The organism is Devosia neptuniae, from assembly GCF_025452235.1.
Taxonomy (GTDB): domain Bacteria; phylum Pseudomonadota; class Alphaproteobacteria; order Rhizobiales; family Devosiaceae; genus Devosia.
In genome coordinates this window covers 2,814,829-2,832,365 of the sequence record NZ_CP104965.1, presented here as the reverse complement: position 1 = coordinate 2,832,365, position 17,537 = coordinate 2,814,829, and the positions used below count along the sequence as shown (strand labels likewise).

Below are 17,537 nucleotides of genomic sequence, written 5' to 3'. Positions count from 1 at the left end.
CGGACTTTCCACCAGCATAGAGTTCGTGGAGGTCGCGACACCCCCACCCTAGCCCTCCCCTCAAGGGGGAGGGGATTGGATCGTGGCTCCCTGACCGCAAAGCCAACCGCCACTAGGGCGTGTGTCGGCTAGACACACGCCCTAGCACTATTCTTAAACTGCGATCTTGCCGCCGCCCTGCTTGGTGATGACGACGACCGAGGGGCGCACGGGGAGTGCGTCGTCGAAGTCGGGCCAGCGGGTCGAGAGGTCTTCGTAATAGGAGACGCGGCCGAAGCCTTCCCAATCGTCGCCGCCATCGCCCGGATGCTGCACGGCGACGAAGGCCGTTTCATCATCGGGGGTGAAGAGCGGGCCGCACATTTCGGCCCCGACCGGCACACGGAAGAACAGCCTGGAGGTCGCGCGGGCATCGCCCTCGGTATCCACAGCCCACAGGCCATCGGTGCGGCCGGTGGCGGTGGGATTGTTGCCATCGGTCGAGACCCACAGACGCCCCAACGAATCCACCGCGCAGTTGTCGGGCATGCCGAACCAGCCATTGACAGTGGTGTCGGTCGAGAAGGTCGATCCGACTTCGGCAATCGAGGGATCGCCGCATTTGAGCAGCACTTCCCAGGTGCCGGTGGTCGCAGCGAAATCGCCATCGGCCTCGGCAATCTCGATGATGTGGCCGAAGGCATTCTCGGCACGCGGATTGGCCGCGTCGACCTGGTCGGCCTCGCGCTTGGTGTTGTTGGTCAGCATGACATAGACCTTGCCGTTGACGCCGTTCGGCTGGATGTCTTCGGGGCGGTCCATCTTGGTGGCGCCGAGCAGATCGGAGGCGAGGCGGGTGGCGATGACCACGTCGGCTTGGCTGGCAAAGCCGTTGGCTTCGGTTAGCGGGCCTTCGCCGTGCACCAGGGGGAGCCAGGCGATGGTGCCGTCTTCGGCGAACTTGGCGACATAGAGCGTGCCTTCGTCGAGCAGGTCCATATTGGCGGCGCGGTCATCGGGATTGAATTTGCCGGCGGTGACAAATTTGTAGACATAATCGAAGCGCTCGTCGTCGCCGAGATAGAACACCACGCGGCCGTCCTTGTTGACGATCGACTCGGCGCCTTCATGCTTGAAACGGCCCAAAGCGGTGCGCTTCTTGGGGATGGAATTGGGGTCCATCACGTCGACTTCGACGATATAGCCAAAGCGGTTGGGCTCGTTGGGTTCCTTGGAAACATCGAACCGGTCATAGAAATTGGCCCATTCATAGGAGCCTTCCGGGATGCCCAGGCGATCGTAGTTCGCCGCTTCGGGGTGACCGGCCGGAAGCTCGCCAGCGAAATAGCCGTGGATGTTTTCCTCGGCCATCACATAGGTGCCCCAGGGCGTGACGCCCCCGGCGCAATTGTTGATGGTGCCGAAGACTTTCTTGCCACTCGGGTCCGCATTGGTCTGCAGGCGCGCATGGCCGGCGGCCGGGCCGCTGATAGCCATTTCGGTGTTGACGGTGACGCGGCGGTTGAGCGCGCCATCCTTGACGACGGCCCATTTGCCGTCGGTCTTCTTGATCTCGACAATGGTGCCGCCATGGGCCGCCAGTTCGATATCCACCTGCTCCTTGGAGAGCGGGTTGAGGGTCATTTCGCCCTCTGCCAGCGTCACGATGCCGGGGAACATCAGATGCGGGTTGGTATATTCGTGGTTGACGACCAACAGGCCATGTTCGGAGGAATCCTCGAACGGGATATAGCCGACATAGTCGTTATTGTAGCCGAACTGGCGGGCCTGGGCCGCGGCAGTCTGGGCGGTCGGGTCGAATTCGGGGGCGTCGGGGAACAGGCCATCGCCCCAGCGCAGCAGAATATCGGCGTCATAGCCTTCAGCGACATGGTGGGTTTCATCGATCCCCGCTTCCACCTCGGGGAAGGAGAAGGCCGAGCCGCCGGCGGCCTTGGCATCCTGGGCTGTGAGAAGGGCCAGCGGACTGACGGTGGCGGCAATAGCCGACACGGCCAGCGAACCCTGCAGGAACCCGCGGCGCGAGAACCGCGCGCCGATCAGCTCGCCCATGGTGGGATTGGCGGTCATGTTGCGTGGCGGCGCATCGGCCGCTTCGAGCTGGGACGTCTTGAAAATGGGGGCTTGGTCGTTCATCGCGGAAAGCTCCTCAACAGCCTGGAAGTTTTGAACCATTCCAATCTGTAGGCAGCGCGGCTGACAGACGGGCGACAATTGCATGACGTTTTGACGACAAGGGTTTTGGCTGCTGGCTCAAACACTTGAGCGGGCGGGCGGATTCATCGCCTGTGGATAGCCCCTTGCACGCCGCTCTTGCATTGTCGCCACTAGCCCTTACCTTCTGCGGGCACATGGGAGGCTCGACGTTTGGCTCAATCTCCAACCACCATCGTGGATGAACTGGGCATTGCCCTGGCCAATCTGAGCGACGCCGCGACCGGCGCCTTTACCCCGACGCTGCGGCTGGGGGTGACCGGGCTGAGCCGGGCGGGCAAGACCATTTTCATTACCGCGCTGGTGCATAATTTGCTGACAGGTGGCCGCCTGCCGGGGTTCACGCCACTGGCCGAAGGGCGGTTCATCGGCGCGCGGCTGGCTGAATATCCCGACGCGACCATTCCCCGCTTCGCTTATGAGCGGCATCTCGAAGCGCTGACCGGCAAGACGCCGACCTGGCCCGATAGCACGCGGCAAATTTCGCAACTGCGCATCGTGCTCAAATATCAGTCCAAGCACTGGTATTCGGGGCTGCGCGGGCCTTCGACGCTGAATCTTGATATTGTCGATTATCCCGGCGAATGGATTTTGGACCTGCCGCTGCTGAGCCTGTCCTTTGCCGAATGGAGCGCCGAGGCGCTGGAGCGGGCGCATCGCCCCGGATCGGGCAAGGAGGCCAAGCCGTTCCTTGAACTGCTGGGGTCGATTGATCCGCACAAGGAGGCCAACGATCCCGATGCGGAAAAGCTCGCGGCGGCGTTTACCGATTATCTCAGGCGGAGCCGGGAGCATGGGGCGCTGTCCACCCTGCCCCCGGGCCGGTTCCTGCTGCCGGGTGATCTTGAGGGCTCGCCCGCGCTAACCTTTGCGCCGCTGCCGCCTTCGGACCAGCGCGCCCGCTCATCGAGCCTCTATGCCATGCTGGAGCATCGCTACGAGGCCTATAAGGACCGGATCGTGCGGCCATTCTTCCGCGATCATTTTGCCCGGCTGGACCGGCAGGTGGTGCTGGTGGATACGCTGCGGGCGCTCAATGCCGGGCCTGCCGCGGTGGCCGATCTCGAGACGGCGCTGACGGCGGTGCTGTCCTGTTTCCGGCAGGGCGAGAGCAATCCGCTGCTGCGCCCGTTCATGCGCAAGATCGACCGCATCCTGTTTGCCGCGACCAAGGCCGACCATGTGCATCACACTAGCCACGACCGGCTGGAGGCGATCCTCAACCGGCTGGTGGCCAGCGCCAGCAAGCGAGCGCGCTTTGCCGGCGCGGAAACCAAATCCATTGCGTTGGCGGGCATTCGCGCGACGCGTGAAGGCAGCATTGTCGAGAATGGCGAGACGCTGCCGACCATTATCGGCACGCCCATGGCCGGCGAAGTGCTAGATGGCACGAGCTATGACGGCAAAACCGAAATTGCTCTATTCCCCGGCGACTTGCCGGAGCGGCCGGATTCATTGTTCGAGGATGGGACGCCCGTGGCGCTGAACTTCCTGCGCTTCACCCCGCCGCAAAAGCTCGACCGCAATGCGGCGGGCGACGTGGTGCTGCCCCATATCCGGTTTGACCGGGCGCTGGACTATCTGGTGGGAGATTGGCTCGCATGAAACGCCCTATTGCCCGCCCGACAGCAACGATCACCGAGGATAATGAGGCACTCCGCGTGCCGCGCGCCTTTGCGCCGGCCAAGGTGGAGATTGCCGAGATCGATTTTGACCCGGCCGTGGATGAAACCCTAGCCGCGCCGCCGCCACGCCCCATGGGCTGGCTTGGGCGGCTGGCCTGGACGACGGGTGGCGTGCTGGTATCGGCGGGGCTGGGGCTGGCCGCTGACCGGCTGATCCGCGACCTGTTCGAGCGCAATGAATGGCTGGGCTGGGTCGGCATCGGCGTGCTGGTGCTGTTCGTGCTGGCCGTATTGGTGCTGGCGGCGCGGGAAATGTTTGCGCTGCGGCGGCTGAAGGTGCTCGATCATCTGCGGAACGACGCGGCACAGGCGACCGCCGACAATGACCAGCACAGGGCCAGGCATGTGGTGGAGCGGCTGGAAGCCATTTATGCGGCTCGGCCCGATCTGGCGCGGGCGCGGCAGCATGTGGCCGATAATCTGCCGCATCTGTTCGACGGGCATGAGGCCATTGCGCTGGCCGAGCGGAGCCTGATGGCGCCGCTCGATGCGCGGGCCAAGACGCTGACGGCGGCCTCGGCGCGGCGCGTGGCGCTGGTGACGGCGGTGTCGCCGCGCGCCTTGGTCGACATTGCCTTCGTGATCTACGAGAGCATTCGGCTTGCCGGGGCCATCGCAGCGCTGTACGGGGCCCGCCCAGGCTTTTTCGGCTCCTGGCGGCTCACCGGGGCCGTGCTGGCGCATCTGGCGGTGACGGGGGGTCTGGTGCTGACCGATGGCATTGTCGAGCAGCTGGTGGGCCAGGGACTGGCGGCCAAGCTATCGGCACGGCTGGGCGAAGGCGTGGTCAATGGGCTGATGACGGTTCGGGTGGGCATTGCCGCCATGCGCGTGGTGCGGCCGCTGCCGTTCGAAACGCAGAAGCAGCCCATGGTGCGAGATTTTATTCCGGAACTGACCAAGGTTACGGCGGATGCGGGGAAGGCGAGTTAGTCCCGGCGACAGCGAACCACGATCAATCCCCCCCCTTAAGGGGAGGGTTAGGGTGGGGGTGCTGCGGCCTCCAAATGCTCAATATTCGTGGGGACCTCAGCACCCCCGCCCTCGATCCCTCCCCTCAAGGGGAGGGAGGCGACCACATCGAACTCAGAGCAAGATGCCTATTCCGCCGCCTGCATTGGCTGGTGCAGCACAACCCGGCCCTTGGGCTTGGGCATGGCGTCGGGGTGGGCGTCGAAATAGCGCATCCGGGCGGCGATGACTTTGGGGCGGTTGTTGACAGCCCAATTGCCCAGCGCTTGCAGCGGCCCCTGCAGGTCGCGGCCCAGCTCGGTCAATTCGTAATCGACCCTGGGGGGAATCGATGGCGTTACCGTGCGGGTGACAAACCCGTCCATTTCCAGATCGCGCAGCGTAGCAGTCAGCACTTTCTGGCTGATGCCGCCGATGACCCGCTTGATTTCGCCGAAGCGCATCGGGCCTTCGCTGAGCTTGTTGATGATCAAAACAGTCCACTTGCCGCCAATCTGATGCAGGATTTCGCTGACCGGGCGGCAATCGTGGTGGGGCTCAATTGGTTTCATTCAGGTGCCTATCGTATCGCAAAAGTGCCGTCTTGCGGCATTGGATATAGTCACTCATATAGCCTCAGTCTCTAACGGATACCATAGGCTTTATCATGAAAACCGTCGCCGTCCTCGTTGGCAGCCTGAGCCCCAATTCCATCAACCGCCAGCTGACCCGGACGCTGGAAAAGCTGGCCGGCGGCAAGCTGAAATTCAGCTATGCCGATCTGGGCAGCCTGCCCCATTACGACAATGAATTGTGGAGCAACCCGCCGGCGGCGGTCACCCAGTTCAAGCAGCTGGTGGAAAGCGCCGACGCCGTGCTGATCGCCATGCCCGAATTCAACCGCTCCTTCCCCGCGCTGATCAAGAACGCGCTGGACTGGGGCTCGCGGCCCTGGGGACAAAGCTCCTGGCATGGCAAACCCACCGCACTGATTGGCGCCTCGGTTGGCGCCGTTGGTACGGCGGCGGGCCAGGGCCATCTGCGGTCCATCCTGCCCGTCTATGGCCTGATCCTGATGGGCCAGCCGGAAATGTATTTCACCATGAAGCCGGGCCTGATCACGGACGACCTGGAAGTGACCGACGAGGCAACGGCGACGTTCCTCTCGGGTTGGACGGACAAGTTTGCCGCGTTCATCGAGCGCTATGGGGACGTCGCGCTGGACGTTGCTGCGGAATAGATCCACCCACAATGTCATTCCCGCGAAAGCGGGAACCTCTGTTTCCTTCTCCGGCCCCCAAAACAGAGGTCCCCGCTTTCGCGGGGATGACACTGTAGGTGGAACAAAATTGGGGCAGTGCTGAGCCTTTGCCGGCTCAGTCCTTGGCAGCACTCGGCGCCAAAGTCAGCTTGAGGCCATCCAGCGCGTCGCTCATCAATATCTGGCAGGAGAGGCGCGAATTGGCGCGGACGTCGCCGACGCTGTCGAGCATGTCCTCTTCCTCGTCGCTGGGGGCGCCAACTGCGTCCATCCAGTCCTTGTCGACATAGACATGGCAGGTGGCGCAGCTGAGCGCGCCGCCGCATTCGGCCTTGATGTTGAGGCCCCAGTCACGGATCACTTCCATGGCGCGCCAGCCCTCGAGCCCTTCAAGCTCGTGGACGTCGCCGGCCTGGTCGGTGACTTGGATTTTCATGGGCGCTTCCTCAACTCCGGGGCGTCCATACCCCCCTCCCGGCCTCCCCCGCAAGGGGAAAGCCCGCAGACTGTTCGGCAGACTTGGGGTTTTAAGCCACGCCCAGCTTCTTCTGCAGCTTGGTGGAGCTGGTGGTGTATTGGAACACCACGCGCTCGTCCGGCGAGACGATCTTCTTGGCGGCCTGGGCCATCAGGGCCGCTTCGTGGAAACCGCTGAGGATCAGCTTGAGCTTGCCCGGATACCAATTGATATCGCCAATGGCGAAAATGCCGGGCACCGAGGTCTCGAACTTTTCGGTATCGACCTTGATCGTGTTGTCGTTGAGCTCAAGGCCCCAATCGGCCACCGGACCCAGCTTCATGGTGAGACCAAAGAAGGGCAGCAGGCGCGTTGCGGGCACCGAGAGATCGCCGGCATCGGTGGTCAGGTGCACATGGTTGATCTGGCCGTTCTCGCCATCGAGCTTGCCGATCTGGCCGGTGAGGAAATTGATCTTCCCCTCGCCCACCAGCTCCTGCATCTTGTTGACCGAAGCGGGAGCTGCTTTGAACACGGCGCGGCGGTGCACCAGGGTCAGCGAGCGCACGATGGGCTGCAGGTTGAGCGTCCAGTCGAGGGCGGAATCGCCGCCGCCGACAATCACCACGTCCTGGTCGCGGAAGTCGTCCATCTTGCGGACGGAATAGAACACCGACTTGTTTTCAAAGGCTTCGATATTGTCGACCGGCGGGCGCTTGGGCTGGAACGAGCCGCCGCCGGCAGCGATGACCACCACCTTGGCGTGGAAAATCTCGTCGGCATCAGTTGCCAGCTTGAACGAGCCGTCTTCCTGCTTCTCGATGGAATTGACCATGCGATTGAAGTGGAACTCGGGCGCAAACGGCGCGATCTGAGCCATCAGATTGTCGGTCAGATCCTGGCCGGTCACCACCGGGAAGCCGGGAATGTCATAGATCGGCTTTTCGGGATAAAGCTCGGCACACTGCCCGCCGGGGCGGTCCAGAATGTCGATGAAATGGCATTTGAGGTCGAGCAACCCGAGTTCGAAGGCCGCAAACAGCCCACAGGGGCCCGCGCCAATCACAACAACGTCGGTGACGATTTCAGTGCTCATGCTTTTCTCAAAGTCCGTTCTTGCCGAGGCATGACAGTTTACCTCGGTGTCATTCCCGGCAAAGCGGGAACCTCTGTTTCAGCAAAACGGGGGTTCCCGCTTTCGCGGGAGTGACCCGGTGGGTTAATGTGATAAACCCGCTCCACTTACCTCAATGGGCGCGGCGAAGGAAGGGGCGCGTGCCGGCGGGGACTTCGGTAATGCCCACTGGCTGGTAGAACAGCGCCACCTCGGGCAGGCGATTTTCGATCAGCGCCTGCCTTGTGGGTTCATGGGTCACCACAAAGGCATTGAAGCCGCAGCGGCGCATCAGCGGAATCTGATCCTGAAGCACATCGCCTATCGCGCGGATTTCATTGCCATATCCATGGCGCTCGGCCAGCAGCCGGCTCACTGAATAACCTCGCCCATCGGTAAAGGCGGGGAATTTGATGGCGATGGAGGCAAAGCGGCCCAGATCAGCCTCTGCGTCCTCGATCCGGTCGCCCGGAACGATCAGCAGGCCCAGCGGATGCGGATTGGCCAGCACGGCATCGCGATTGGCCAGGAACACGGCCAGCGGCACGTGCTTGTAGCTGACGGTCGCGGGGTCGTCGCCTTCGGCCCATTCATGGAATGGGTCAGCGATGAAGGCGCCATCCTTCCACAGAGTGTGTTTGGTCGCGGCAGTCATCGGCTTGGCGATCGCTCCGTTGAAATCGAAATGGATGCCGCACTCTTTTTTGTTGAGGCCGCGCCACCGGCCGGCTCGCGGGTCCTCGCCCTCGGCAACTACCGAGGTGCAGGGCGCGCAACCGATCGACTTGTAGCCCTTAGCGAAGAGCGGGTGCTCGGGCAAGCCGTGGTCGATCTTGTATTGGTTGACATCGGCATCGGAGAAATAGGCCAGCGGATTGACCTTGATGCGATCGTCGCTCGTCAGCTCGAAATGCGGCAGCACGCCGCGCTCCTTGGTCTGGAAGCGCTTGCGGCCCGTGACCCAGCCGCCATATTGCTCGGTGACCGGCTCCAGCGGCTCGGTCTTGCGGATATGGCAGCAAGAGTCAGGGTCGGTTTCCCACAGGTCGCCGGTCGGGTCGAACCGCTTCACATCCTCGGAATTGGGATGGAGGGCATGCACATTGATCAGGCCGAGATGCTTTTTCAGCGTTTCGACATAGTCCAGCGTTTCGCGGAAGTGCTTGCCGGTTTCGAGGAAATAGACCGGCAGGCTCGGATCGACCTGCGCGACCAGGTGCAGCAGCACGGCGGAGTCCGCACCAAAGGACGACACGACAGCCAGATCGCCCGCGAGGATTTCGCTGGCGGCCTGGCGGAGGACGCCGACAGCATCCATTTCGTCGAACATACCATTGAGCGCCAGAATGCCGAGCGCGCGCAATTTGTCATGCGCGGCCGGAACGGGGGCCAATTTAGGCATTGCCATAGAGGGCCTCCTTGAACGGCGCTTCGCCCAGGCGGCGATAGGCGGCGATGAAGCTTTCGTCAGCGCTGGTGCGCTTGGCGATATAGGTATCGACCAGCGTTTCGATGGCGCCGGGCACGGCATCAGCCTCAAAGCCGGGGCCGATGATCTTGCCCACGGAAGCGTGCTCGGTGGCGTCACCGCCCAGGGTGATCTGATAGAGTTCGCCGCCCTTTTTCTCGACGCCCAGAATGCCGATGTGACCGACATGGTGGTGGCCGCAGGCATTGATGCAGCCGGAAATCTTGATCTTGAGATCGCCGATTTCGGCCTGCCGCTTGGGCTCGGCGAATTTCTTGGAGATTTCCTGCGCGATGGGGATCGAGCGGGCATTGGCCAAGGCGCAGAAATCGAGGCCCGGGCAGCAGATCATGTCGGTGATCAGCCCATTGTTGCCTTCGGCGAGGCCGGTGGCGACCAGTGCGTCATAGATGGCGCGCAGGTCGGCAATGGCGACATGGGGCAGGACCAGGTTCTGCTCGTGGGTCACGCGCAATTCGTCGAACGCATAGCGCTCGGCAATATCGGCAATATCGTCCATCTGCTTGTCGGTGGCATCGCCCGGGGCGCCGCCAACCGGCTTGAGTGAGATGGTGACCGAGGCATAACCCGGCTCGCGATGCGAATTGATATTGTGATCGAGCCAGCGGCCATAGGCGGGATCTATGATGGACTGGTAGGCCACATCGATCTTGGTGGCGGGCTGGGCCTTGAATTGCGGCGGCGCGAAATAGGCCGTGATGCGGTCCACTTCCTCGGCCGGCAGTGTCAGCACACCACCGCGCACTTCGGCGAACTCGGCTTCCACCTGCCCCTTGATGGTCTCAAGGCCTTCTTCGTGCACCAGAATCTTGATGCGCGCCTTGTACTTGTTATCGCGGCGGCCATAGCGGTTATAGACCCGCATGATGGATTCAAGATACGCCAGCAGGTGCTCATTGGGCACGAAGCTGTTGATCAGCTTGCCGATCATCGGCGTGCGACCCAGACCGCCGCCAACCCAGACTTCCCAACCGATTTCGCCCGCGGCATTGGTGGCTGCCTGCAGGCCGATATCGTGGAAGCGGATGGCGGCGCGGTCATTCGGCGCGCCGGTAATGGCGATCTTGAACTTGCGCGGCAGATAGCTGAATTCGGGATGCAGGCTCGACCATTGGCGCAGGATTTCGGCAATCGGGCGCGGATCGATGATTTCGTCGGCGGCGGCGCCCGCGAAATGGTCGGCCGTGACATTGCGGATGCAATTGCCCGAGGTCTGGATGGCATGCATTTCGACCGAAGCCAACTCTTCCAGGATCACCGGAATGTCCTTGAGCTTGGGCCAGTTGAACTGGATGTTCTGCCGCGTCGTGAAGTGGCCATAGCCGCGATCATAGGTGCGGGCGATATGGGCGAACTTGCGCATCTGCTTGCTCGATAGCGTGCCATAGGGCACCGCAATGCGCAGCATATAGGCGTGCAATTGCAGGTAGAGCCCGTTCATCAGCCGCAGGGGGCGGAACTGGTCTTCGCTCAGCTCGCCCGACAGGCGACGCCTGACCTGATCGGCAAATTGGCTGGTGCGGCCCGCAACGAAAGCCGCGTCGAATTCGTCATATCGATACATGACCGTCCTCACCCAGATGCTGGCGGTCGTAGATCTCGCCGTTCAATGTCAGGGGCGCGGTAGGACCCGCTGCCCTTATGCGTTCGCGCAAGCGCTTGGGGACGACAACGCCGTCCAGTTGGCTCACTTCCTCGATCTCGAGACTGATGACGCGACCGCCGGCCTTGGTCGCGATCAAGGCTGCATCGCGCTCGGCCGTCTCCTCCTTGCCGAAGAGCCGGGCGGCTTGCAGGTCCTCGACCCAATTGTTGTGGGCGTCGAGGTAAACCGTCGCCCCCGATATCAGCTCATTGCCGGTCAGAATTTCCATGCTGCTATGCTACCTTGAAGCTCATGCCGGTAAGCTGGGCCGCATCTGCCCAATCACCGGCCTCAACGGCTTCGCCTACGAAAATGATTGCCGGACCATCGGCAAACGCCACGGCATTGGCCGCCAGCGTCCCCAGAGTTCCGCAATAGGTGGATTTGTCGGCCCGGCCCGCATTGACCACGATGCCGATGGGCAGCGCGGGGCTGGCGCCCTGCTCGATCAGGCGGGCGGCAACGTCTGGGGCGATGGACTTGCCCATGTAAAGCGCCAGCGTCAGACCGGATTGGGCCAGGGCCGCCCAATGGGTCAGGTCGCCATCGTCGGCGCCATGCGCGGTAGCCATGACGAAGCCGCTCGAGACTTTGCGTAGGGTGACCGGAGTGGCGGTGTCCGCGGCAGCGGCAAGCGCAGCACTGACGCCGGGCACGATCTGATAGGGCACGCCAGCCTTGCGCAGGGCGGCGATTTCCTCGCCGGCGCGACCGAAGATCATCGGATCGCCGGATTTGAGGCGGGCAACCTTTTTGCCCTCCTTGGCGAGGCGAACGATCAGCGTGTTGATCTGGGCCTGGCTGAAGCTGTGGTGGCCCTTGGCCTTGCCCACCGAAATCTGCTCGGCATCGCGGCGGCCCATCTGCACCACGGCATCGGGCACGAGTTGATCATGCACGATGACATCGGCTTCCTGCAGCAGTCGCTGGGCGCGCAGGGTGAGCAGGTCTTCCGAACCCGGACCGGCGCCGATCAGCCAGACAACGCCATTAGCGTGGGCCGTGTCAGCGTGCTGAGCCAGCAGGGTTTCGGCGGCACTGACGCCCTGCCCTGCGGCTTCGGCGGCCTCAATGGCGGGCGAGGTCACCAGCGCTTCGTAAAAGCGGCGGCGGGCAGCACCATCGTGAATCAGGCTCTCAACCTTGTGGCGCAACCCACCGGCAAGCCTCGCGATTTTGCCAATGCGGGGCGACAGCATCGCTTCGATCCGGGCGCGGACCAGACGGGCCAGAACCGGCGCATCGCCTTCGGTGGAGATGGCGACGGTCAGGGGCGCACGGTCAACGATGGAGGGCGTGTAGAAATCGCATTCGGCGGGAACATCGACCACGTTGAGCGGGATGCCACGAGCGCGGGCCTCAACCTTGGCGCGGTCGGCCGCGGCGCTCTCTTCGGCGACGAAAACCAGAGCCGTATTGTCGAGATCGGCGGCGATGAAATCGCGCTCGATCAGGGTGACGGAGAGGCCGGAAAAGTCGGCTTCGATCTGAGGGGATATAATCACGACCTGAGCGGTCGTCTTAGTCACCAGCCGGGCTTTGTTGAGGGCTTCTTCACCACCGCCGACGATGACGATGCGCAGACCCTGTACCTTGTAGCTCAACGGAAATGTGTTGAGGTAACCCATTGGAACCCTGTTGTGAGTGGTGGGCAAAATAATCCACTCTGGCCCGAATACACAAGGCGTTGAAATTCAATAGCTTTTATATTTCCCTAGCGGGGCATGGCGTGGAACGCCGACAATGGGAATACCACAAACCCGCTAAATGAATCTTTCCGCCGGGGAAGCGGAGAAAATTTTACTCGCTGTGGCGGTGCGGTAACTGGATCAGACAACGCCCACCACGTCTCCCTCGGACTTGATCCGAGGTCTTCTCGCATTCCGGCCGCGCTGAGAGCGGCCCTCGGATCAAGTCCGAGGGAGAACGGTGGGGAGGATAGTACCGGGTCTCAGCCCAGTGAAGTATGTGCCGGGGGAGTGCGCCGCTCAGCCCTGACGGCTCGGCACATGCACGACGAGGCCGTCCAGCTCGTCTTTGACCTTGATCTGGCACGACAAGCGGCTGCTGGCTTTCACGTCGAAGGCGAAGTCGAGCATGTCTTCTTCCATGTTCGAGGGGCCGCCAACCGTTTCGGTCCAGGCGTCATCGACATAGACATGGCAGGTGGCGCAGGTGCAGGCGCCGCCGCATTCGGCCACGATGCCCGGTATGCCGTTCATGATGGCGGTTTCCATCACGGTGGCGCCGTTCTGGCCTTCAGTCTCGATGCGTTCGCCGTCCTGCTGGACGAAAGTGATCTTGGTCATTGGTCTCTAAGGGCTTGCTGTTCACCAAGGATATAGAGGCTGGGGGACGGTTTAGGAACCCTGCGCACGGCATTGCGGGATTGCGCCCTCAGAGCCCCAGCAGACCCTCAAGATAATGCCGCTCGATGCCGAACATGGCCTTGGTGTCACTTATCTGCTTGAGGATCGCATCGCGGTCGCGGCCGACGCGGCCGTCCTTTTCGGCGACGATCAGATTGTTCTTGGGCGTGTGCGCGTCGGAGACGAACTCGAACACCTTGGTGCGGTAGCCGTTCAGCTCAAGATAAAGCGCGCGCAGGGCATCGGTGACCATCTCGGCCTGCCGTTCCATGAAGATGCCGTGGCGGAGCAGGTTCGATAGCGCGTCCTCGGGCTTGCCGGCTTCCATCTGGCGGCGGATTTGCTTGTGGCAGCAGGGGGCGACGGCGATTAAGGAAGCGCCGACGGCAATGCCTTTGTAGATGGCGTCATCGGTAGCCGTGTCGCAGGCATGCAGCGCGATGACGGCGTCGGCGCCCGTCGCGTCGTGGTCCAGAATAGTGCCGGGCTGGAAGCTCAGGCCGTCGAAACCGGACTGGGCGGCAGTGGCGTTGCCGTCTTCGACCAGCTTGTCGCGCATTTCAACGCCGACGATCTCGGCGGGGCGATTGGCGACATTGGCGAGGTAATCGTAGAGCGCGAAATCCAGATACCCCTTGCCGGCGCCCATGTCGACGATGCGGGGTTTCTCGGCCTTGATCGCCTGAATCAAGGGGGCAAAGATTTCGACCATCTTGTTGATCTGGCGGAACTTATCCTGCGCGTCGTTGCGCACCACGCCATCCTTGCCGGTAATGCCAAGGGCATGCAGATACGGCTTATTGGTCTCGGATAGCGGGCGGTTCTTGGCGCGGTTGTGATCGGTCGAAGGAGCTTCGCGGCCGGCGACTTCACTGCGCTTGAGGCGGATTTTGTCGCCATTGCGCTCAAAGCTTAAATCGAACTCGGTGGTCGCGAGCTGGGCGCTGCGGAACTCGTCCTTGAGGGCAATGCGCAGATTGCCCAGGGCCTCGGCCTGAATCTGATTTTTGATGATGTCGCGCGTTTTGTAGTGGAAGGTGAAGCTGAACTTCTCCACCCCCTTGGCGACGATCTTCTTGACGTCGATGGATTTAAGATCGGCTTCGCCGCCGTGATAGCCGGCCAGTTTCAGCTTGACCAGGCTATTGCCGGCAAAGGCCGATTTCACCGCGCTCAGGAACTCTTCGATACGGTCGGTCAATGCCGTTCCTTCGTGGTGAGGAAGCGGATTTTTGGGAAATCCTGCTTGGCGCGGTCGGCCCACCAGGCGTTTTGCGCGAGGAAAACCGGGGAGCCGGTGCGATCCTCGGCAATATTCATCTTCTGGGCGGCGATGAAGCGTTCCAATTCCTTGGGATCATCGCTCTCGATCCAGCGGGCGACTTCGTAATTGAGGCTCTCAAAGGTGATAGGCACGCCATATTCCTTGGCGACGCGCGAGCTCAGCACTTCGAGCTGCAGCTGGCCGACAACGCCCACGATCCAATCCGCACCGACGACGCGGCGGAACACCTGGGTGACGCCCTCTTCGGACAGGTCCGAGAGGGCCTTGGCCATCTGCTTGGTCTTCATATGGTCGGTGAGGCGCACGCGGCGGATGATTTCCGGCGCGAAGTTGGGAATGCCCGTCACGTTGATCGTCGCGCCCTCGGTGAGCGTATCGCCGACCGAGAGGGTGCCGTGATTGGGGATGCCGACAATGTCGCCGGCAACGGCCTGTTCGGCCAATTCGCGGTCATTGCCGAAGAAGAACATCGGGTTGGACACGGCCATGTCCTTGCCCGAACGCACGTTCTTCAGACGCATGCCGCGGGTGAAGGTGCCCGAGCAAAGGCGGACAAAGGCGATGCGGTCGCGGTGGTTGGCATCCATATTGGCCTGCACCTTGAACACAAAGCCGGTGACCTTTTTGTCGGCTGGCTCGATGGGTGCGGGAATGGCGGGCTGCGGGCGGGGCTCGGGGCCCCATTCGCCCAGCGTACGCAGTAGTTCAGCCACGCCAATGCCCTTGAGGGCCGAGCCGAACAGCACGGGGCTCAAATGTCCGGCGTGGAAGGTTTCGAGATCGAAGGGCGGCAGCATGGCCGTGGCCATTTCCAGAGTTTCGAGCGCCGTCATGAAGACGGGGTCTTCGATAAGCGCGTCGTTATCGAGCAGGTCTTCGATGGCATTATATTCGGCAATCGGCTTGCCCTGCGGGCTCAGCACGCGCTTTTCCAACAGGTCCAGATAACCGTGGAAATCGACGCCCTGCCCGATCGGCCACAGCACGGGTGTCAGATCGAGCGCCAGCTTGCCCTGGATTTCGTCGATCAGTTCGAGCGGGGAAAGGCCCTCGCGATCCACCTTATTGATGAAGGTGATGATCGGGATGTCGCGCAGGCGGCAGACTTCGAACAGTTTCAGGGTCTGGGCTTCGATGCCCTTGGCGGCGTCGATCACCATGATGGCGGCGTCGACCGCGGTTAGGGTTCGATAGGTGTCCTCGGAAAAGTCCGAGTGGCCGGGCGTGTCGAGCAGGTTCAGTGTCAGCCCGTCATAATCAAAGGTCATCACCGAGGAGGTGATGGAAATGCCGCGCTGCTGCTCCATTTCCATCCAGTCCGAACGGGTCGAGCGGGTGCCCGCCTTGCCGCGCACCGCGCCGGCAGACTGGATCGCGCCGGCAGCAGCCAGCAGCCGCTCGGTCAGCGTGGTCTTGCCCGCGTCCGGGTGCGAAATGATCGCAAAGGTCCGGCGAGTGCGATAGGGCTCAGTGATGGCGCGAGACGGCGTCTCGGCGGCGAGGGACATGCTCATGGAAACTTGCCTTTGGGCGCCCGGATCGGCGGGCTGCGAAGCGCAACAAATATTGGGCGCTCTATAGGGGAAGGCAAGGGTGGTGGTCAAATGCCGCAACCGGATGGCACGGTTGAAGCCAGTAAGGATCAAGCATAGCCTTGCCACTCACCCGCGAATGGGAGCGCACCATGGTCCAGGCAAACGAGGCACAACGGCGGGCCCTGCAAAAATCCATGATTTCGCTGGTCGTCACCGTTGTCATCGTGGCAGCGCTGTTGTTCGGCACGGCCGGCACGCTCAACTGGTTACGTGGCTGGTGGTTCATGGCCGCCTTCATCGCGGCCATGCTGGTCTCGGTCGGCATCCTGTGGCGTACCAATCCGGAGATCTTCGTCGCCCGCTCGCGTGTACAGGCCGGCACCAAGTGGTGGGACTATATCTTCCTGATCCTCATCATCGGCGGGCTGGCCGCACTGTTGCCGGTGGCCGGGCTCGATTATCGCTTCGCCTGGCTGCAGGCCTCCGATTGGCTGGTCGTCGTCGGCTATCTGCTGTTCGTGCTGAGCTTTGCCGGGCAAATCTGGCCACAGGCCAGGAACCGGCATTTCGAGCCGGGTGTCCGCATCCAGACCGACCGGCAGCACACGGTGATCGATACCGGCCCCTACGCGCTGGTGCGGCATCCCGGCTATGTCAGTGGCGCTTTGTTGGCGATCAGCGTGGCGCTGGTTCTCGGCTCGCTGGTGGCGCTGCTGCCCGCGGCCCTTGTGATCGCGGCTTTGGTGATGCGGACAATTATTGAGGATCGCACGCTGCAGCAGGAATTGCCGGGCTACGCGGATTATGCGCTGCGGGTTCAGTATCGGTGGGTGCCCGGGGTTTGGTAATCCCTACGCCCGCATATCCTTGCTCAGCACGTCCTCAACAAACACGCTAACTTCCTCCACCGCTATTTTGAGGTCGTCCAACTGCTCGGGATTGGTGCTCATCCCGGCCCTGGCGTCCGCTTCCATGGCTTTAGCGAGATCGGCTATGGCGAATGCGCCCACGCCGGCGGCGGCGCCTTTGATGGTGTGGAGGGTGAACAGGACCTGATCGGGAGCCTCGGCGGCGAGGAGCCGCGTCAGGTAAGTTTGGATCGTGGTGTCGAACAGGCGTAGCATTTCGTGTTCCAGCGCGGCATCGCCCAGGCATTGCTTGGCCAAATACACCAGATCGATGGGGCGCGCCCGGCGCGGGGCAAGGACAGGACTGGCTCTGTCGAGCGCGGGGAACCGCTGGGCCATCCGTCGAACTCCTTAACAAAAGCGGCGACGCAGCCCACAGGGACAAAACCGCTGCACAAGCTTAGGAGCCCCGGATGAACAGGCGATTAAGCCACATCTTCGCCGTTCTTTGCCGTTTTTGATGGCCCTCGTTCTCCCCAAAAAATTAACCTTTGGGTAAGAAAGCGTTCGGTTTGAGTAAAATTGAATGTATGTATGGATTTTGAACCAGCGCGCGGCGGCGGTGGTGCGGAAATAATGCGCGGCATTTGCATCGAATTGTTTCCATTTGACCATCGGCCCGGA

At 62.2% G+C, this 17,537-nt stretch carries 16 protein-coding genes; 4 read left to right on the top strand and 12 right to left on the bottom strand.

Going from position 1 to position 17,537, the window contains the following annotated elements; genetic code table 11:
* Positions 1-153: 153 nt before the first annotated feature.
* Positions 154-2,136 carry a PhoX family protein gene (locus N8A98_RS16660; RefSeq protein ID WP_262166932.1) on the bottom strand — a complete coding sequence of 661 codons (1,983 nt, stop codon included), beginning with the start codon at positions 2,134-2,136 and terminating at the stop codon, positions 154-156.
* A gap of 231 nt (positions 2,137-2,367) precedes the next feature.
* On the opposite strand from N8A98_RS16660, the gene N8A98_RS16655 reads away from it, so the two are divergent.
* Positions 2,368-3,819 carry a YcjX family GTP-binding protein gene (locus N8A98_RS16655; protein WP_262166930.1) on the top strand — a complete coding sequence of 484 codons (1,452 nt, stop codon included), beginning with the start codon at positions 2,368-2,370 and terminating at the stop codon, positions 3,817-3,819.
* Positions 3,816-4,832: a YcjF family protein gene (locus N8A98_RS16650; protein WP_262166928.1), complete on the top strand. Its 1,017-nt coding sequence runs from the start codon at positions 3,816-3,818 to the stop codon at positions 4,830-4,832. The genes N8A98_RS16655 and N8A98_RS16650 overlap by 4 nt, the downstream gene beginning before the upstream one ends.
* A 167-nt stretch (positions 4,833-4,999) precedes the next feature.
* On the opposite strand, the gene N8A98_RS16645 is transcribed toward N8A98_RS16650, so the two are convergent.
* Positions 5,000-5,422 (bottom strand): winged helix-turn-helix transcriptional regulator, encoded by a 423-nt coding sequence (locus N8A98_RS16645; protein ID WP_113123780.1) that lies wholly within the window; start codon positions 5,420-5,422, stop codon positions 5,000-5,002.
* A 95-nt stretch (positions 5,423-5,517) separates the two neighbouring features.
* On the opposite strand from N8A98_RS16645, the gene N8A98_RS16640 reads away from it, so the two are divergent.
* Positions 5,518-6,090: an NADPH-dependent FMN reductase gene (locus tag N8A98_RS16640; protein ID WP_262166926.1), complete on the top strand. Its 573-nt coding sequence runs from the start codon at positions 5,518-5,520 to the stop codon at positions 6,088-6,090.
* 136 nt (positions 6,091-6,226) lie between these two features.
* Here the strand turns inward: N8A98_RS16640 and N8A98_RS16635 are convergent, their stop codons facing one another.
* The 9 genes from N8A98_RS16635 to N8A98_RS16595 all read right to left on the bottom strand — a co-directional run bounded on the left by N8A98_RS16635 (position 6,227) and on the right by N8A98_RS16595 (position 15,984).
* Complete coding sequence (locus N8A98_RS16635) at positions 6,227-6,547, bottom strand: 2Fe-2S iron-sulfur cluster-binding protein (RefSeq protein WP_262166925.1); 321 nt, start codon at positions 6,545-6,547, stop codon at positions 6,227-6,229.
* A 91-nt stretch (positions 6,548-6,638) separates the two neighbouring features.
* Positions 6,639-7,664 (bottom strand): NAD(P)/FAD-dependent oxidoreductase, encoded by a 1,026-nt coding sequence (locus N8A98_RS16630; RefSeq protein WP_262166924.1) that lies wholly within the window; start codon positions 7,662-7,664, stop codon positions 6,639-6,641.
* Positions 7,665-7,815: 151 nt separating this feature from the next.
* Positions 7,816-9,090 (bottom strand): phosphoadenylyl-sulfate reductase, encoded by a 1,275-nt coding sequence (locus N8A98_RS16625; RefSeq protein ID WP_262166923.1) that lies wholly within the window; start codon positions 9,088-9,090, stop codon positions 7,816-7,818.
* Complete coding sequence (locus N8A98_RS16620; RefSeq protein ID WP_262166921.1) at positions 9,077-10,735, bottom strand: nitrite/sulfite reductase; 1,659 nt, start codon at positions 10,733-10,735, stop codon at positions 9,077-9,079. The genes N8A98_RS16625 and N8A98_RS16620 overlap by 14 nt, the downstream gene beginning before the upstream one ends.
* Positions 10,722-11,045, bottom strand: coding sequence for a DUF2849 domain-containing protein (locus tag N8A98_RS16615; RefSeq protein WP_262166920.1), 324 nt, complete (start codon positions 11,043-11,045; stop codon positions 10,722-10,724). Before N8A98_RS16615 ends, N8A98_RS16620 begins: the two co-directional genes overlap by 14 nt.
* A 4-nt stretch (positions 11,046-11,049) precedes the next feature.
* Positions 11,050-12,444: a siroheme synthase CysG gene (gene cysG / locus N8A98_RS16610; protein WP_262166918.1), complete on the bottom strand. Its 1,395-nt coding sequence runs from the start codon at positions 12,442-12,444 to the stop codon at positions 11,050-11,052.
* A gap of 360 nt (positions 12,445-12,804) precedes the next feature.
* A complete protein-coding gene (locus N8A98_RS16605; RefSeq protein ID WP_113123788.1) occupies positions 12,805-13,125 on the bottom strand; it encodes a 2Fe-2S iron-sulfur cluster-binding protein in 321 nt (106 codons plus the stop codon).
* An 88-nt stretch (positions 13,126-13,213) separates the two neighbouring features.
* Entirely contained in the window at positions 13,214-14,386 is a 1,173-nt protein-coding gene (locus N8A98_RS16600) for a class I SAM-dependent methyltransferase (RefSeq protein ID WP_262166915.1), read from the bottom strand.
* Positions 14,383-15,984, bottom strand: coding sequence for a peptide chain release factor 3 (locus N8A98_RS16595; RefSeq protein WP_262166913.1), 1,602 nt, complete (start codon positions 15,982-15,984; stop codon positions 14,383-14,385). Before N8A98_RS16595 ends, N8A98_RS16600 begins: the two co-directional genes overlap by 4 nt.
* A gap of 170 nt (positions 15,985-16,154) precedes the next feature.
* Between N8A98_RS16595 and N8A98_RS16590 the strand changes: the two genes are divergently transcribed.
* Entirely contained in the window at positions 16,155-16,853 is a 699-nt protein-coding gene (locus tag N8A98_RS16590; RefSeq protein ID WP_262166912.1) for a methyltransferase family protein, read from the top strand.
* Between the two features lie 3 nt (positions 16,854-16,856).
* On the opposite strand, the gene N8A98_RS16585 is transcribed toward N8A98_RS16590, so the two are convergent.
* Positions 16,857-17,252 (bottom strand): Hpt domain-containing protein, encoded by a 396-nt coding sequence (locus N8A98_RS16585; protein ID WP_262166910.1) that lies wholly within the window; start codon positions 17,250-17,252, stop codon positions 16,857-16,859.
* Positions 17,253-17,537 lie beyond the last annotated feature (285 nt).